This window comes from Meiothermus cerbereus DSM 11376 (assembly GCF_000620065.1).
GTDB classification, from domain to species: Bacteria; Deinococcota; Deinococci; order Deinococcales; family Thermaceae; genus Meiothermus; species Meiothermus cerbereus.
In genome coordinates this window covers 1-15648 of the sequence record NZ_JHVI01000015.1, presented here as the reverse complement: position 1 = coordinate 15648, position 15648 = coordinate 1, and the positions used below count along the sequence as shown (strand labels likewise).

Below are 15648 nucleotides of genomic sequence, written 5' to 3'. Positions count from 1 at the left end.
TACGAGGGTGAATCGTGCGCCCGACTGGTTTTTACAAGCCGAGCAAGACCTGCACATGAGCCAGGTTGCCCAAGCGGCCGGACGGCACGAGTGGGCCTGCTTTGCCGCTCATCAAGCCGCCGAAAAAGCCCTGAAGGCGCTCCACCTGTGGCAAGGGCAGGAGGCCTGGGGGCACCTCACCGCCCGTTTGTTGCGCGAGCTGCCCCAATCAGCACCGGCAGAGCTCATTGAAAAAGCCCGCTACCTGGACGCACTCTACATCCCAACACGCTATCCCGATGCTTTCCCAGAAGGTGCACCCGCAGAGCACTATGGCCCTTTGCAAAGCCAGGAGGCAGTCTCGTATGCTGAAGCGATCCTTGGATACGTCCGTGCGCAGATGGCTAGGCCGGGATGAAGTCGAAAAAGCCCTGGTACAGTGGATCGATGGCCTAAAGCTACCTGGACTCCTCGCGGTAGGCTATTTTGGCTCGTATGCCCGCAACGAGCCGGGCCCTGGCAGCGACCTGGATCTAATTTTGGTGCTGGAGGAAGCCGCTTCCCCCGCCTGGGCACGGGTGCTAGAGCTTCCACTCGAGGAACTGCCTGTTCCCACCGAAGCCCTGGTTTTTACCCTGGAAGAATGGCGTTCTCTGCCCATCCAACGACCCCGCTTTGCGAAAACCCTGGCCCAGGAAACCCGTTGGCTACAACCCCCACCCTAGCTTTTTGGGCGCACCGCCTCTAGTCTTGAGCCATGCATTACCACGACTGGGAACCCTTCTGTGTAGACCCTCTGAAGCCCGAGCTGGGGCAGGAGATCACCCTACGCCTGCGCACAACGGCTAGGGCCGGCTTCCTGATCCTCGAGCGCTACGGCGAGGTGGAGCGCCGTCCGATGAAAAGGGTGGCGGGGGGGCTGGAAATCCGGCTGCCACTGTATACCTCACCCCTGCGCTACTGCTTTTTTCTGAGCGAGGAGAAGGCCTACCTGACGGCAGGTGGACTGCGCGGGGCCATGCCCCGCTACGACAAGTTTTTTCACCTGCTGGCCCAGCCCACCGTGCCTGACTGGGCAGTAGGGGCGGTGTTCTACCAGATCTTTCCCGACCGCTTTCGCAACGGCAACCCCGGCAACGACCCCCAGAGCGGCGAGTGGGAATACATGGGCCGGCCCATCGTGCGCAAAGAATGGGACGAACCGGTGGGTTACGGGCCGGGCGAGGGGCCCATCCAGCACTATGGGGGCGACCTCGAGGGCATCCTGGAGAAGCTCGACTACTTGGAGGAACTGGGCATCGAGGCCCTTTATCTGACCCCCATTCTCCCTTCGGGCTCCAACCACCGCTACGACGCCCACGACTACCACAACGTAGACCCTCACCTAGGCGGCAATGAGGCCTTCCAAAGGCTGCTCGAGGCCCTGCACCAGCGGGGCATGAAGCTGGTGCTGGACGGGGTGTTCAACCACATCGGCAACACCCACCCCGACTTCCAAAAAGCCCTGCAAGACCCCACCGCGCCCGAGGCCAAAGAGTTTACCTTCTATGCCGACGGCTCGTATGCCGCCTTTTTTGGGGTCAAGACCCTGCCCAAACTGGATTATGCCAACCCCCTCACCCTCGAGCGCTGGATTGATGGCTACCACGCCCCGGTTCGGCACTGGATTCGCAAGGGGGCCGATGGCTGGCGGCTGGATGTGGCCCACCAGATCGGCGAAGGCGGCACCGACCGCCGCAATGCGGAAATCCTGCGTCTAATCAAACACAACAGCATGGAGGAAAACCCCCAGGCCTTTGTGTTTGGTGAGCTGTTCTTCGACACCCTGCCCACCCTTAGGGCCCACACCCTGGATGGCTCGATGCACTACGCGGGGTTTGCCAACCCCCTTTTGGAGTGGCTATCGGGCAAAAATGTATATGGCTGGGAGGTGGCAGTCTCTACCCAGGAGCTCTGGGACACCCTGTGGGACCACTACAGCGCCCTGCCGATCCAACTGCGCCAAAGCATGTACACCCTGATTAGCAGCCACGATATTCCCCGGGCCCTCTGGCGGCTAAAGGGGGATGTGGCGCGCTTCAAGCTGGCTTTGGGCCTGCTGCTGACCTTCCCCGGCGCGCCGGGCCTCTATTACGGCGACGAGATCGGGCTCGACCAGAGCAACCCCTACCACCACTGGAATGGCGACCCCATGTGCCGGGGTACCTTTCCCTGGGATCCATCGCGCTGGAACCAGGAGGTGCTGGCCTGGTGCAAAACCCTTATCCGCCTGAAAAAAAGCGTCCCCGCCCTGCGCCGCGGGGGCTTACAGCCCTTGCAGGTTTCGGAAAAACTGCTGGCCTTCAAGCGCCTGTACCAGGGGGAAGAGGTCTGGGTCTACGCAGCCCTCGAGCCCACCGGGATTGAGCTGCCCCATTCAGAAAACCTGCTTACCGGCGAGCGTCTGGAGGGCCCTGTCCGGCTGGAGGGACTGGGGGTATTCCGCCTGCGCCATAAGTAACCCAGGTCGTATCCCATCCTGCGCCCTAGGCTATACTGACGCTTTGGGTATGCTCGAGGTTACCGAGTCGCTGGACTTTGACCGGGTTCGCCAGGCTCTGGCCGAGCGGGCCTCCACCTTTATGGGGCAGGAGGCCCTGCGGGCCCTGTTACCCAAGGCCACCCTCGAGGAAGCCCAGGCCCAGCAGGCCACCGTAGCCGAGGCCCTGGCTTACCCTTATCGGCTGGGGGGCATCTCCGATCTGCGCCCGGCCCTGGCAGCGGCACGGGAAGGGCTCCGGCTGGAAGGGCCCCAGCTGCGGGAGGTAGCGGCCAGCCTCGAGGCCGCCGTAGCCCTGCGGCACGAGCTACTAGACACTGGCGAGCACCTGCGTGCGCTGGCTGGCCGCATCGGCGAGCACACCTTCTTTTTGCGGCGCATCCGGGAGTGCCTCGACGAAGCCGGCAACGTGCGCGACGAGGCCACCCCAAGGCTGCGGGAGATTCGCCGGCGGGTCAACCCTTTGCGCGAGCAAATTCAAGATCGGCTGTACGCGCTCATGGATCGGCATCCAGAAGCCATCCAGGAGCGCTTCATTACCCTCAGGCGCGACCGCTTTGTGATACCGGTCAAGGCCAGCCACCAGAACAAGCTGCCGGGCATCGTGCTCGACCAGTCCGACTCGGGGCTCACGGTTTACATCGAGCCCAGCTCGGTAGTACCCCTCAACAACCAGCTCGCCAGCCTGAGGCTCGAGGAAGAAGCCGAGGTCAACCGGGTGCTCTTCGAACTGTCGGCCATCCTGGGCCACGACCTCGAGCTCGACCAAACCCTGCGCGCCCTTACCGAACTCGATGTGGCCCGGGCTGCGGCCAACCTGGCCGAGGACTGGAAACTGGTGCGGCCCCGCCTGAACCAGGAAGGGCTATACCGGCTGGTAAAAGCCCGCCACCCCCTGATTGCGAATCCTGTAAGCAACGACCTCGAGCTCACCCCCACGCACAGAATCCTGCTCATCACCGGCCCCAACATGGGCGGCAAAACCGCGCTCTTGAAGACCTTAGGCCTGGCAGTGCTGATGGCCCAGTGCGGGCTTTTTGTAGCCGCCGAGCGTGCAGAACTGGCCTTCCCGGATCGGCTTTTTGTGGACATTGGCGACCAGCAGTCCATCCAGGAAAGCCTCTCGACCTTTGCCGCGCACGTCCTCAGGCTCAAAGAGGTGCTGGAAAAAGCCACCCCCCACAGCCTGGCCCTGATTGACGAGCTGGGCTCGGGCACCGATCCCGAGGAAGGCGCGGCCCTGGCCCAGGCTTTTGTGGAGGGGCTTTTGGCCAAAGGGGTGCGCGGCCTGATCACCACCCACCTTTCCCCCCTCAAGGCCTTTGCCCAGGACACCCCAGGGGTGCAAAACGCCTCAATGCGCTTTGACCTGGAGCATCTACGCCCCACCTACCAGCTGATGGTAGGTGCGCCGGGACGCAGCTACGCCCTCTCGATTGCCCGACGGCTGGGCTTTCCGCAGGCACAGCTCGAGCGGGCCGAAGCCCTCCTGGGGCCGGAAGGAGGGCGGCTGGAGCGCCTGCTGGCCTCGCTCGAGGCCGAGCGGGAACGCCTGCGAACCCAGCGCCAGGCCGCCCAGGCCCAGCAACAGGAAGCCGCCCGTCTGCAGCAAGAGCTTTCCCGGCAGCTAGCCGAACTGGCACACCACAAAGAACAACTGCTCGAGGAGGCCAAAGCCCAGGCCGAGCAGGTGGTAAAAGAAGCCCAGGAACGCATCCGTCAAGCCCGCGAGCGCAGCAAAACCCAGGGACAGGGCCAGGCCTTGCAAGAGCTCATTCAGCTTCGGAGTCGCTACCAGCGCCCGGAGAAAGCCACCCCGGCCAGCCCTGGCTTGCAGGTAGGCGCAGTGGTGGAGGTACCCGAATACGGTGGCCGGGCCACCATAGTGGAGCTTAGGGGACAGGAAGCCGTCTTACAGATGGGGGCGGTACGGCTGACCATGCCGGTTGCAGGCCTTCAACCCAAGCACGCCCCCAGGTCCGAGCCGTCGGCAGGTCGCACGGTGCATAAAGCCAAAATTCCCAACGAACTGAACCTGCGGGGCCTTACGGTAGAGGAGGCCTTGCTGGCAGTGGACGATTTCCTCACAGAAGCAAAGGCCACCGCCACCACCCCTGTCCGTCTGCTGCACGGCAAGGGCACCGGGGCCTTACGAAATGCGCTCCGCGAATCCCTCAAACGCGACCGTCGGGTCGAACGCTTCCACGACGCAATCCCCCATGAGGGCGGGCATGGGGTAACTGTGGTACATCTGCGAGTCTAATGACCGTTTTGTGGGGCTTGATCAGGCCAGCTGGGGGTGCGGGGCCGAGGCCTTTTTGAGGGAGATGCTAAAAACTGAGCCTTTGCCCGGTTCGCTTTCGGCCCAAACCTTGCCCCCGTGAGCCTCTACAATCGAGCGCACAATGGCCAGCCCCAATCCGCTGCCGCCGCGCTCGCGGTCGCGGGCTTTATCCACCCGGTAAAAGCGCTCAAACAGGTGAGGGAGGTGTTCTTTGCTGATGCCCTCGCCGTTGTCCTCCACCCGGATCACCACCCGCTCAGCCAGGTCGAGCACAATTAGCCTGATCTGGGTGGAGTTGGCCTTAATAGCGTTGGAAACCAGGTTGGCAACGACCTGATGCAGCCGTTCGGGGTCACCCAGTACCCAGACGTGCTCAGGAGCCTGCACCTCAATTTGGCCCTCGAAGCTTTTGCCGTACTCCTCCTCGATCTCGTTTAAAACGGTCTTCAGGTGAACCGAGCCCAGCTCGACCTTCCAGCTACCACCGTTGGAGAGATCGAGCAAATCCCCCACCAGCTTTTGCATCCGCTCGGACTCGCGCTTGATGATCTCGAGGCTTTCCCGCTGCTGTTCGGTAATTTGCGTCCGCCGCAGCAGGTAGTTGACGTGCCCCAAAATGGCCGTTACCGGGGTTCGCAGCTCGTGGGAAGCATCGGCTAGGAAGCGGCCTTGGGTCTCCCAGGCGCTCTCGAGGCGCGCGAGCATGCGGTTGAGCGATTTGACCAACGAGGTTACCTCGTTGTGGCCCTCGAGCTCTGGTAGCTTTTCGGGTTTGTTGCTGACCTGTTCGGCTTTTTTAGCCACCCATTCGAGGGGCTCGAGCGCCTGTCGCACCAACCGAAAAGCTAATAAGCCGCCAAAAATTAGAACCAGCAGGGCGGTGGCGGTGTAGGTACGGGCAAAATCGGCCAGGGTGCTCTCAATACCCTCGGTGGACTTGCCCACCATCAGGATTACTAGCTGAGGGCCCTGGGGAATTCCAGCGATTTCGGTTTCAAGGCGCTCAGCCCGCATTCGCAGGGGAATCTGGGTGCCATCCGGGCGGGTCAGGGTGGTCTGGGTGTAAAACCCCCCCGAGCGCAATACCTCCTGCAATCCCTTTTCCGAAAGGGTCAGGGTGGCGTCACCCATAGCCAGCGATTTTGCGATGGGAATGGCCGCCCCCTGCAGGATATCGCTGGGGGTGGGATTGGGGAACGGCACCCATAGGGCCTGGCCATAAACCGTAAGCGGCAGGCCGTCCAGGTTGCCCTGTTCGCGGATGAGGCGCTGGGCCGTCTGGGAGGTTTCGATGAGTTCCCGGCGCAGGTTGTCGTATAGGGTAAACTGCAAGCTGCCGTACACCGACCCCCCAATCAACAGCAACGAAAAAGCCAGCAGGGCCAGCGTAAGCAGGGTGATGCGGGTGCGGAGGGTCATGGGTGTGTATGTTGCAGTTTAGTCCTCGCGCAGCACGTATCCTACGCCCCGTACAGTATGAATCAGGCGGCGCTCGCCGGTTCCCTCGAGCTTCTTGCGCAAGTAACCGATGTAAACATCCACCACGTTGGAGCCACCCTGGTAGCCGGGCCAGACCTTTTCTTCTATCTCAAAGCGGCTGAATACCTTACCGGGGCTCTTGGCCAGTAACTCTAAAAGCTCGAACTCTTTGTTAGAGAACTCGATACGCCGACCCGCTCGGTAGACCTCGCGGCCCTCGAGGTTGATGATCAGGTCGGAGACCCGAATTTCGCCGGTAATGGCCGGGGTTACCCGGCGCAGGTGGGCGCGGATACGGGCCAGCAACTCCTCGATGCTGAAGGGCTTGACCAGGTAGTCATCGGCTCCAGCGTCCAGCCCCTCTACCTTGTCCTCCACCCGGTCTTTGGCGGTAAGGATGACGATGGGCACGTTGGAGGTCTTGCGGATCCGGCGGGCTACCTCGAGGCCATCCATCACCGGCAGCATCAAGTCCATGACCACCAGGTTGGGGTTGGTCTCACGAAAACGCGATAGACCCGTGATGCCATCGTAGGCCACCTCGGTGCGGTAACCTTCGGCCTGGAGCTCGAGCTCAATAAAGCGGGCGATGTCCTTTTCGTCTTCGACGATCAGGATCAGGGGTTGATCCATTCCTTCCATACCAGTAGGGTAGTCGGATTTCTCATGAGAAATATGGCTAATCTACTAAGGAATGGCTCACATTATAGGTTTTTATGAGACCAGCAGCCTATTTCTTCAGCAGCCCGCACACCCTCTTCTCTAAAGTGGTTTTCGGCTGCGTTTGGTATGGACCGCTTTTGGGCTACGCACCCTGAACTTTTGCTCAAGCTCGCTGGCAAAAGCATGGTTGGTATAGTCGAGCGTAATGGGGGTCACGGAAATATAGCCCTGTTGAACCGCCCAGAAATCGGTGCCTTCTTCCAGTTCGGCGGTGGGCTTGCCCGCAACCCAGTAGTAAGGACGGCCTTCGGGGTCTTCCCGTTCGACAATGGAATCTTCGTAGCGGTGGGTAGAAAGGCGGGTTATCTTGACACCCCGCGGTGTTCGATTGGGGAAATTCACATTGAGCAGGGTTTTCTCAGGTAAGCCGTGCTTCATCACCCAGCGCGCAATCGGCACAGCATACTGGGCGGCCTCTTCAAAATGCAGCTCTTCGCCGGAGGCATCAAGGCTGAAGGCAATCGAGGGAATGCCCAGTGAGGCCCCTTCCAGAGCAGCCGCCACAGTACCCGAGTGGGTCAGGTCGAGGCCCATGTTAACCCCGATGTTGATGCCCGAGACCACCAAATTGGGCCAGCCCAGCAGGCGACTGCCCAGCACCACACAGTCTGCTGGCGTCCCGTCTACGCGGTAGGCTGGAATCTCGCCAAACCCCGCCGAGGCAGTGTGCTTAAAGCGCAGGGGGCGGCGAAAGGTGATGCTGTGGCCCACGCCGGACTGTTCGACATCGGGAGCCACCACGTTTACTTCGGCAAGTTCGCGCAAAGCAAAGGCCAGAGCCTTGATTCCGGGAGAAAAGATACCGTCGTCGTTAGCCACCAAAATTCGCATACCTGACTAGCCTAACGCCAAAGCGCCCAGGCGGAAAGCCCGCCCGTTTCCCCGAGGTTTGGGCCCGAGGTTTGGGAAGGATCATATGCCGATTTGACGACGAACGTCGTCAAATCCAAGAAACCACATCTTTGTGAAGGCAGGTGGACTCCCCGCTAGAGATCAGGCGTACACAAGCTCAACCACAACGTAGGTCTGGCTACCTTTGGGGCTCTTGACCTGCACCTCATCGCCGACCTTCTTGCCCATCAAAGCCTGGCCCAAGGGGGACTCGTTGGAAATTTTGCCACTGAACACGTCGGCTTCGTGGCTTCCGACCATGGTAACGCTCATGCGCTGGCCCGTAGGGGTCTCGAGCTCCACCGTTACGCCGAGCTGTACCTCGCTGGGGATGCCATTGCCCGATTCCACAATCTGCACCCGGCTGAGGATATCCTCGAGCTCCGCAATGCGGGTGTTGTTTTGCCACATGGCCCGCCGCGCTTCATCGTAGCCAGCATTTTCACGCAAGTCGCCCTCGGCGATGGCCCGGCCCATCTCATCGGCAATCTGCTGCACTTTTTCGGTTTTCAAATAGGCGAGTTCCTGCTCGAGCCGCGCTTTACCCTCGGCGGTAAGGTATACCGGTTTTTTGTCTAACATTGAACAAAACCTCCAGAAGTCTACCTGCGGTAGACCCGAACTTCAGTATAGTACAGCACCCGCTTGCATCTAGCTTTTTACCAGTAATACCGGATTCAAAAAGATAATCTTCAAACAAAAAGCGCTAAGAGGCTATCTTTTTGAATCCTAGAGCACTCCCTTTGGTCGGGTTAGTTCGTCACCGTTCGGTGACGAACTAACCGAATCTGGTATAAGAAATGCCTTTGAGTTCTTTTTGCTGGGGCCCCCACCTGAAGCTACGCCAAGAGCTGCCCATGCATCGGGTCGGTTTTGACCTACCCTAAACAGAAAGCTTCAGGTGGGGTTAATGTAAGCCACGACCAGGCGGCTGGAAACGCTGCGGGGAGAGGATGCCCAGGCAAAAATTGTGTTTACGGTCTCACTAGGCTGTGGAATACAATAGCGCTATGCGCTGGATGGCGGGCATTCTCCTTTTTGGCATGGCCCTGGCCCAGAGCCTGACCGTGCCCCCCGAAGCTCAGGTTGGCCAGGCCCTGGAAATACGTGGGGCAGACTTTCCTCCGGGCCGCTACTCCCTCAAGATTGCCTCTGCATCAACCACCACTGAAGTAGACCTCGAGACCTTCAACGGCAACCTGGCCACCACCTGGACACCCCCAGCAGAGGGCGTGTACAAAATCAGCGTTCAGGTAGGCGAGCGCACCATACAAGCGCAGACTCGAGTTGGCACTGGACAAGCTGCGCCCGCTGCCCCGGTTGGGCCAGAAACAGCGCTCCCGTCCCTGACGCCCGAGGGGCTGGTTCTGGGGGACTGGAAGCTACCGCTCAAGGGGGAGTGGATTGGCCCAAAAGTTCTGGGCCAGCGGGCTTTTATTGCCCGGGGCCCACTGGTGCTGGAAATAGACCTTCAAGGGCGCAAGGTGGTGGCCCAGCACTACCCCCCTGCAGAGGTTCGGGCGCTGGAAGCCGATGCCGAGCTAACGGTGTTGTTGGAGGATGGCCGGCGGCTGGGCCTGGGGGCTTTTGCCGGAAAGCCCTACGAGGGCCGTTGGGAGAGCCTGGGGGTGATTCGTGAATATCTCGATACGCTAAGCGCTGCCGGGGCAGGCGCGCTCGATCTGAGCCCTACCACCAACCGCCCGTACTGGTATTTCTTTAGCCTCGACACAAAAAGCATTCGACCCACCGACCTCGAGGCCATTGGGCGGGATTTGCTACAGCGTGGCCATCGTCCCGAGCTGGCCTGGGGGCAGGGGGTTATGCAGTGGCTCGAGCCCTGGCTGATGCAGGTACGGGCTGCACGAAAACAGGGGCTCGAGCAAAGCCTGCTCTGGTCGGACTTTTTTCTGAAGTACCTACCCCAGTTGCCCGGCGCCAAAGCTGTGCTTTGGGAACAGGTCGACTGGCTCGAGGCCCAGGGCCGCCCAGACCTGGAACAGCGTTACCGCGAGGCCCTGCGCCAGGTTGCAAGCTGGCAACCCCCCTTCACCTCGGCCAACATGGCCTCCGCGACCTGGGTGTTGCTGGGGCTTTATGGCCTGATGTTGCTGTACCTGACCCTCATGTACCTGCCGGCTCAGCTACGGGGGGTGCGCCCCAGTGGAGGCTGGCTGGCTGGCTGGCTGCGACACCCGCTGCTGCGCTTGCGGCACAGCGTGCTGGCCTATACCACTATCGGTGAGCGCACCTTACTGCTGTTATTGTTTCTGCTGGCTGCATTAACCCTCCTGGGCTGGGGTTTTATGGCCCGCTCTGAGGCCCTTTTGGCTCAGGACAGCCTCATGCGCGCCACCTTGCGCTCGAGCGCAGCCCTGGAAACCCTGCGCAGTTTTGCCAACACCGCCCCCTTGCGAGGCCTGCTGGCCTATGCCCAGGCTAAGGAGAACCCCGCTGAAGCAGCGCGGCTCTACCAGGCAGCCACCCCCTGGACTTACGTGCTGCTGGGGCGTGGCACGCCCGAGGCCCTGGCACAGGCCTATCAACGGGCGCCTTCCTCTGCAGCCGTGCGGGAAGCCCTGGGCCTGGGAGGCGACTTCTGGACCCAGGTTTATCGCGAGGCCGGGGTCGTGCGCGAGGCCGTTCCAACACCACGGATCATCGCTGCGGCAGTGGCTCTGAGCGGCTTGCAGAGCCTCACTTCAGACTTTATCGCCACCTGGCGCGACCTTCCCATCTGGCCCAGCTCACTCTGGGCCTGGAGCGTTGCCGTCATCATCCTGTTGCTGACGCTGTACCACCTGCTTTGCTTCTTCCTGCCCAAACCCCAGGACACCGGCAACAACCTGGCCTGGCGGCGGGCGGTTCAGCTTTTTTTCCCCGGTAGTCCCACCTACAGCCAGGGTTGGGGCCTGATGGTGTTGCTGGTTTTCGCCGGGGGCCTGTGGCTGTGGCGTCTGGGCAGTGGCTGGGGGATTGCCCTGAGCGGCATGGCCCTGAGCGTCCACCTTTTGTTATGGGTACTGCTGGTCTATCGGGGCAATCGCCAGACTCACTAGCGGGCTCTCCGATGGCTTGGGGTTCAGCCGCTCTATCGCGGTCTTCGCTATTTTGCCGCTGCACCAAAACAAGGATATGTCTGCCGGGGGATGCCACAATGTGGCTAACCTAGAGGCATGTTTTCGAGTTTCCCTGCGGCAAAAAACAAGCCTGGAACTTCCTGATTGGGATTGAGCAAGGTGCAACCCAACGGTTGTGCCGCAAAATGTAAAAAGGAACCCTGCTTATGCGATACACAGAGCTTGCTTTTACCGGCCCAGCCACCTTCTTTAAGGCACCCTACCGGCCCCTTTCAGATAACTGGCAGGCGGATGTGGGGCTTCTGGGCCTTCCCTACGACTTTGCGGTGGGTTATCGCCCTGGAGCCCGTTTCGCTCCTGGTGCGCTGCGGGAGGCATCGGGCCGTTATGCCCCAGGGCCAGAGGGCTACTTCGACCCACAGACCGAAAGCTACCTCTTACGGGGCGTCACCTTGGTAGACGCGGGCGATGTAGACCCCGCCCAGCTGGAGTACCAGGAGTCCTTCCGGCGTATTAGCGATGCTGCCCGCACGCTCCGGCAGCGGGTAAAACTCCCTGTTTTTGTGGGGGGCGACCACTCCGTTACCTACCCAATCCTGCGGGCCTACGACGACCTGGATGAACTCCACATCGTTCAGCTCGACGCCCACCTGGACTTTTCTGATACCCGCAACGCCACCCGCTACGCCAACTCCTCACCTTTTCGCAGGGCAGTAGAGGATGTGCCGGGGCTTAAGCACATCACAGTCGTGGGGTTGCGCGGCCTACGAACCAATCCTGAGGCCTACTATGCTGCCAAATCCAGGGGGCACACCCTTATCGGCAGCCAAAGGGTACAGGAAAACCTGCCCTGGGTACTCGAGCAACTACCCAAAGGTAAGAAGGTCTATATCAGTTTCGATGCCGACGTTCTGAACCCCTCCATCATGCCCGCTACCAGCAGCCCAGAGGTGGAGGGGCTGACCTACGGGGAAGCCTTGCAGGTGGTGCGACGAACGCTCGAGCAAAACCAGCTCGTTGGCTTCGACTTTGTCGAACTCGCACCTAATCTGGATAACAGCGGACTGGGGGCGCTGGTAGGCGCGCGTTTGTTGGCCGAGGTGCTGGCCTGTTGGGCCGGATAGCTCTGCGCTGGTTGGAGCGGTTTTCGCTATTTCTCTGAAGACCGCTCCGGGTCAGGCCAGAACCGGCTGGGTCTAACGAGTTTGGGTGAGTAGCTACCTGAACAGGGACTGTTCACCCCCAGCGAACCCCTTTGGGTCAGACCACTGGTGCGGATGTTCACCAGGGAGCGCGCTGGACTTCACAGAGATGCACCTCATTGGATATCGCACTCTTCGCAGACTTTGCCTCTGTGCTGTGCAGGGCAAAGCAATCAAGTTGTGAACAGCTCAATATTTGTGAAGAGTGCTCCAGTTGGAAGAGTATCCCTGTGAAGCCGATATAAACCAGCCCCCATGCATTCCCCATCAGGCCGCTGCTTTTTGCCCTCAGAGCTTTCCCGTCCCTATGGCTTTTTGAATCTTCTGCCCGATTTCGCCAATCAGGTGTATGAGCACACCAAAGCGTTCATCGCGGGTGAGCCCCTTTTGATAGCGGGCGTAAATTTGCTGCATGATGACGCCCACCTTGAACAGGCCAAAAACATAGTAAAACACCATGTTGGACACGTCGCGACCTGTGCGGGCGGCGTAGGCCTCGACCAGCTCGGCCCGGCTCAGGTTGCCCGGCAGGTGGGTCAGGCCAAAGCGTTTAAGGCCCGGTGGATCGTCCTCCTGCGCCCAGTAGCCCAGGGTAGTGCCCAGATCCATCAGGGGGTCGCCCAGGGTGGCCATCTCCCAGTCCAGCACGGCAATCACCCGGGTGAGGTCGGCGGGGTCTAGCAGCAGGTTGTCGTATTTGAAGTCGTTGTGGATGAGGGCTGTACCCGATTCGGAGGGCATGTGCGCGGTCAGCCATTCCATCGCACGTTCCATGCCGGGGATGGTGTCGGTGCGGGCCTTCTGGTAACGCTCTATCCAGCCCCGCACCTGCCGCTCCACGTAGCCCTCGGGTCTGCCCAGATCCCCCAGGCCCGCTTTCTGATAGTCCAGGCTATGCAGCTCGACCAGGGCCTCGAGGGCCGCCTGGCAAACCCCCCGCATGCGCTCGGGGGTCAGGCCCGCTGGGGGCTGGGTGCGCAAAATCACCCCGTGCAGGCGCTCCATCACATAAAACGGAGCCCCCAGTACGTTTTCGTCGGCACAGTACAGCAAGGGCTGGGGCACCTTGGGGTATACCGGCTTGAGAGCCAAGAGAATCCGGTACTCGCGCCCCATGTCGTGGGCGGTCCTGATATTGGCCCCAAAGGGCGGGCGGCGCAACACCAGTTCCTGCTCGCCTAGCCTGAGCAGGTAGGTCAGGTTGGAAAAACCGCTGGGAAACTGCAAGACCTCGAGGCTACCCCTAGCACCCGGAAGATGCTCCAACAGATAGGCTTGCAGCCGGGCGGTGTCTAGTTCTTCACCGGGCCGAATCTGGGTGGGCTGATCGGTCATCATTCAGAGCGAAACCTCCACGCCATACTCCTTGAGCAGCGCCCTGGCCACCACGCTTTTGTGTACCTCGTCAGCCCCGTCGTAGATGCGAGCGGCCCGCTCGTGGCGGTAGAAAAACGAGAGCGGCAGGTCGTCGGACATCCCCAGGCCCCCGTGTACCTGGATGGCCCGATCCAGCACCCTTTGCAAAACGCCCGCCACAAAGAATTTGATGAGCGAAATTTCCACTTTAGCCCCCTCGGCCCCCTGCTGCTCCACCTTCTCGGCAGCGTCCAGCACCATTAGCCGGGCCGCGTGAATCTCGGCTTTCGATTCGGCAATCAGATGTTGGATGGCCTGGCGCGAACCCAGGGGTTTGCCGGGGGAAAGCTCGCGCCGGGCGGCATACCCGCACATCAGCTCGAGGCTGCGCTGGGCGATGCCAATCCAGCGCATAGCGTGGTGGATGCGCCCCGGCCCCAGCCGTTCCTGGGCGATGGCAAATCCTTTGCCCCGCGCACCCAGCAGGTTCTCCTGGGGTACCCGCACGTTTTCAAGCCGAATCTCGGAGTGGCTCATCCAGTCCTCACCCGCCTCGCCCATCACCGAAATTTTGCGCACCTGCTGAAAGCCGGGGGTATCGGTGGGCACGATGATCTGGCTGGCCCGGGCGTAGGGGTTGGGCTGGTCGGGGTCGGTGATGCACATTACGATGCAGAAGCTCGAGCCCTCGAAGCCAGTGGTGTACCACTTGTGCCCGTTGATGACCCACTCATCTCCCTCGAGCACCGCTTTTGTGTTCATCCAGACCGGGTTGGAGCCAGGGTACTCGGGCTCGGTCATGCCAAAGGAGCTGCGAACCTCGCCCTGCACCAGCGGCTCTAAAAAGCGCTCTTTTTGCGCCGGCGTGCCATGTTTGAGCAGCACCTCCATATTGCCGATGTCGGGGGCCTGGGTGTTGAAGGCATAGTGCCCCAGCGGGCTGCGGCCCAGCTCCTCGCTCAAGCGGGCGAAGGCGCTCAGACTCAGGCCCATGCCATGAGGTGGGTGCAACGGGGGCAGCCACCAGCCCTTAGCCTTTACCTTCTGCCGCACGTCTTGCAGCTGGGGCAGCACCGCCTTGAAGCCGTGTTTGAGGAAAATGGGCTCAAGGGGCAGGATCTCGCTTTGCAGGAAAGCCCGGACTTCTAAAGCCAGGTCTGTGGTTTGAGCGGTCATTTGCTCTATAGTCTACCGCCCAGGGCAGACTTTCGCGCTCAGGCCAGGCTGAAGAGATCCTCGAGGCTTACCTCGAGGTTCAAGCACCCCACCCGTGCGCTGCCCGCCTCCAGCCGCAGGCCCTGCCAGCCCTGGCGGCGCTCGAAAACCTCGAGGCTGCGCGTGCTGGGGTCTACGATCCAGTAGGTTTGCAGGGTCTCGATGCTTTTATAAGCTTGTAGCTTTTCCCGGCGGTCGGTGGCCTCGGTGTGGGGTGAGATAACCTCGGCGATGAAGCAGGGATACCGGAAGATGTGGCTGTCGGTGTCGCGGGGGTCACACAGCACCATCACGTCGGGGTAGTAGTAGCGGTTGAGCTGGGGCAGCCAGAGCTTGACGCCCTCGATGGCCAGCTTGCAACCTAAGGCCCTGGCCGGTTTCCTTAACTCAGCGTAAATATTGCCCGCAATCTGGTTATGCTCCAGCGACTCGCCCGGCATCTCGTAAACGATGCCATCCACATACTCGTGCCGGGTCTGGGAATGCTCTTCGAAGCGAAGGTATTCCTCCGGGCTGAGGTTGGTGGGCAGGGGCCTGGAAGCCATAAGGCAATTGTAGCATCTTGGCTGTGCGACCAGGGTGCATCTCTAAAAATCCGTATGCCAGAATAAGGCATGAAAGACTGGAAAACGAAAGCACGCCAAGCCTTTGAGCGGTACATGGAAGACCTGGAACTAAGCCTGGAAGCGGGGAGTGGACTGGCGGACATCGAACGGGCCATGCTGCGACATAACCCGGAACTCCTCAGGACGCTGATGCAAGGCCTGGTGGAAGAGACCCAGGCGCCTTCCCCCCCTGGAGCTACCGAAGGGGTGGAGGAGGGTGGGACAACGCACCAGCCAGGTACGCAGTAGCTGGGGGTTTATCCAGGTCAGGGTACAGCGGCTGCGGGACGAGGCG

General features: G+C 61.0%; 14 protein-coding genes. 7 read left to right on the top strand and 7 right to left on the bottom strand.

The annotated features are described in order from the left end of the window. The first annotated feature begins 7 nt into the window (after positions 1 to 7). From Q355_RS0106890 to Q355_RS0106875, 4 genes are read left to right on the top strand one after another with little or no spacing between them, the layout of a single operon-like run. Positions 8 to 397, top strand: coding sequence for a HEPN domain-containing protein (locus tag Q355_RS0106890; RefSeq protein ID WP_027877121.1), 390 nt, complete (start codon positions 8 to 10; stop codon positions 395 to 397). Next, positions 372 to 704 carry a nucleotidyltransferase domain-containing protein gene (locus tag Q355_RS0106885; protein ID WP_416338660.1) on the top strand — a complete coding sequence of 111 codons (333 nt, stop codon included), beginning with the start codon at positions 372 to 374 and terminating at the stop codon, positions 702 to 704. The genes Q355_RS0106890 and Q355_RS0106885 overlap by 26 nt, the downstream gene beginning before the upstream one ends. Positions 705 to 736: 32 nt before the next feature. Continuing rightward, a complete protein-coding gene (locus Q355_RS0106880; protein WP_027877119.1) occupies positions 737 to 2479 on the top strand; it encodes a glycoside hydrolase family 13 protein in 1743 nt (580 codons plus the stop codon). 49 nt (positions 2480 to 2528) lie between these two features. After that, positions 2529 to 4781, top strand: coding sequence for an endonuclease MutS2 (locus Q355_RS0106875; RefSeq protein WP_027877118.1), 2253 nt, complete (start codon positions 2529 to 2531; stop codon positions 4779 to 4781). Positions 4782 to 4802: 21 nt separating this feature from the next. Here Q355_RS0106875 and Q355_RS0106870 read toward each other — a convergent pair whose 3' ends face one another. The 4 genes from Q355_RS0106870 to greA all read right to left on the bottom strand — a co-directional run bounded on the left by Q355_RS0106870 (position 4803) and on the right by greA (position 8477). Continuing rightward, positions 4803 to 6221 carry a sensor histidine kinase gene (locus tag Q355_RS0106870; protein WP_027877117.1) on the bottom strand — a complete coding sequence of 473 codons (1419 nt, stop codon included), beginning with the start codon at positions 6219 to 6221 and terminating at the stop codon, positions 4803 to 4805. 18 nt (positions 6222 to 6239) lie between these two features. Beyond that, positions 6240 to 6914 carry a response regulator transcription factor gene (locus Q355_RS0106865; protein ID WP_169735538.1) on the bottom strand — a complete coding sequence of 225 codons (675 nt, stop codon included), beginning with the start codon at positions 6912 to 6914 and terminating at the stop codon, positions 6240 to 6242. 129 nt (positions 6915 to 7043) lie between these two features. Beyond that, positions 7044 to 7835: a 5'/3'-nucleotidase SurE gene (gene surE / locus Q355_RS0106860; RefSeq protein ID WP_027877115.1), complete on the bottom strand. Its 792-nt coding sequence runs from the start codon at positions 7833 to 7835 to the stop codon at positions 7044 to 7046. 162 nt (positions 7836 to 7997) lie between these two features. Then, positions 7998 to 8477, bottom strand: a complete 480-nt coding sequence (gene greA / locus Q355_RS0106855) for a transcription elongation factor GreA (protein ID WP_027877114.1) — start codon at positions 8475 to 8477, stop codon at positions 7998 to 8000. A 428-nt stretch (positions 8478 to 8905) separates the two neighbouring features. Between greA and Q355_RS0106850 the strand changes: the two genes are divergently transcribed. Together Q355_RS0106850 and Q355_RS0106845 are read left to right on the top strand one after the other, a co-directional pair. After that, positions 8906 to 10954, top strand: coding sequence for a hypothetical protein (locus tag Q355_RS0106850; RefSeq protein WP_027877113.1), 2049 nt, complete (start codon positions 8906 to 8908; stop codon positions 10952 to 10954). 227 nt (positions 10955 to 11181) lie between these two features. After that, the gene (locus Q355_RS0106845) at positions 11182 to 12099 is read left to right on the top strand and encodes an arginase family protein (RefSeq protein ID WP_027877112.1); all 918 of its coding nucleotides are present in this window, start codon (positions 11182 to 11184) and stop codon (positions 12097 to 12099) included. A gap of 366 nt (positions 12100 to 12465) precedes the next feature. On the opposite strand, the gene Q355_RS0106840 is transcribed toward Q355_RS0106845, so the two are convergent. Genes Q355_RS0106840 through Q355_RS0106830 form a run of 3 tightly spaced genes read right to left on the bottom strand, consistent with a single transcriptional unit; the run spans position 12466 to position 15293 of the window. Beyond that, on the bottom strand, positions 12466 to 13512 hold the full coding sequence (locus Q355_RS0106840; RefSeq protein ID WP_027877111.1) for a phosphotransferase family protein: 1047 nt from the start codon (positions 13510 to 13512) through the stop codon (positions 12466 to 12468). 3 nt (positions 13513 to 13515) lie between these two features. Next, entirely contained in the window at positions 13516 to 14709 is a 1194-nt protein-coding gene (locus Q355_RS0106835; RefSeq protein ID WP_027877110.1) for an acyl-CoA dehydrogenase family protein, read from the bottom strand. 38 nt (positions 14710 to 14747) lie between these two features. Beyond that, positions 14748 to 15293, bottom strand: a complete 546-nt coding sequence (locus tag Q355_RS0106830) for a Uma2 family endonuclease (protein WP_036258913.1) — start codon at positions 15291 to 15293, stop codon at positions 14748 to 14750. Between the two features lie 69 nt (positions 15294 to 15362). Here Q355_RS0106830 and Q355_RS15540 point away from each other — a divergent pair, with 69 nt between their 5' ends. Then, complete coding sequence (locus Q355_RS15540) at positions 15363 to 15602, top strand: hypothetical protein (RefSeq protein ID WP_211247163.1); 240 nt, start codon at positions 15363 to 15365, stop codon at positions 15600 to 15602. The last annotated feature ends 46 nt before the right edge of the window (positions 15603 to 15648 follow it).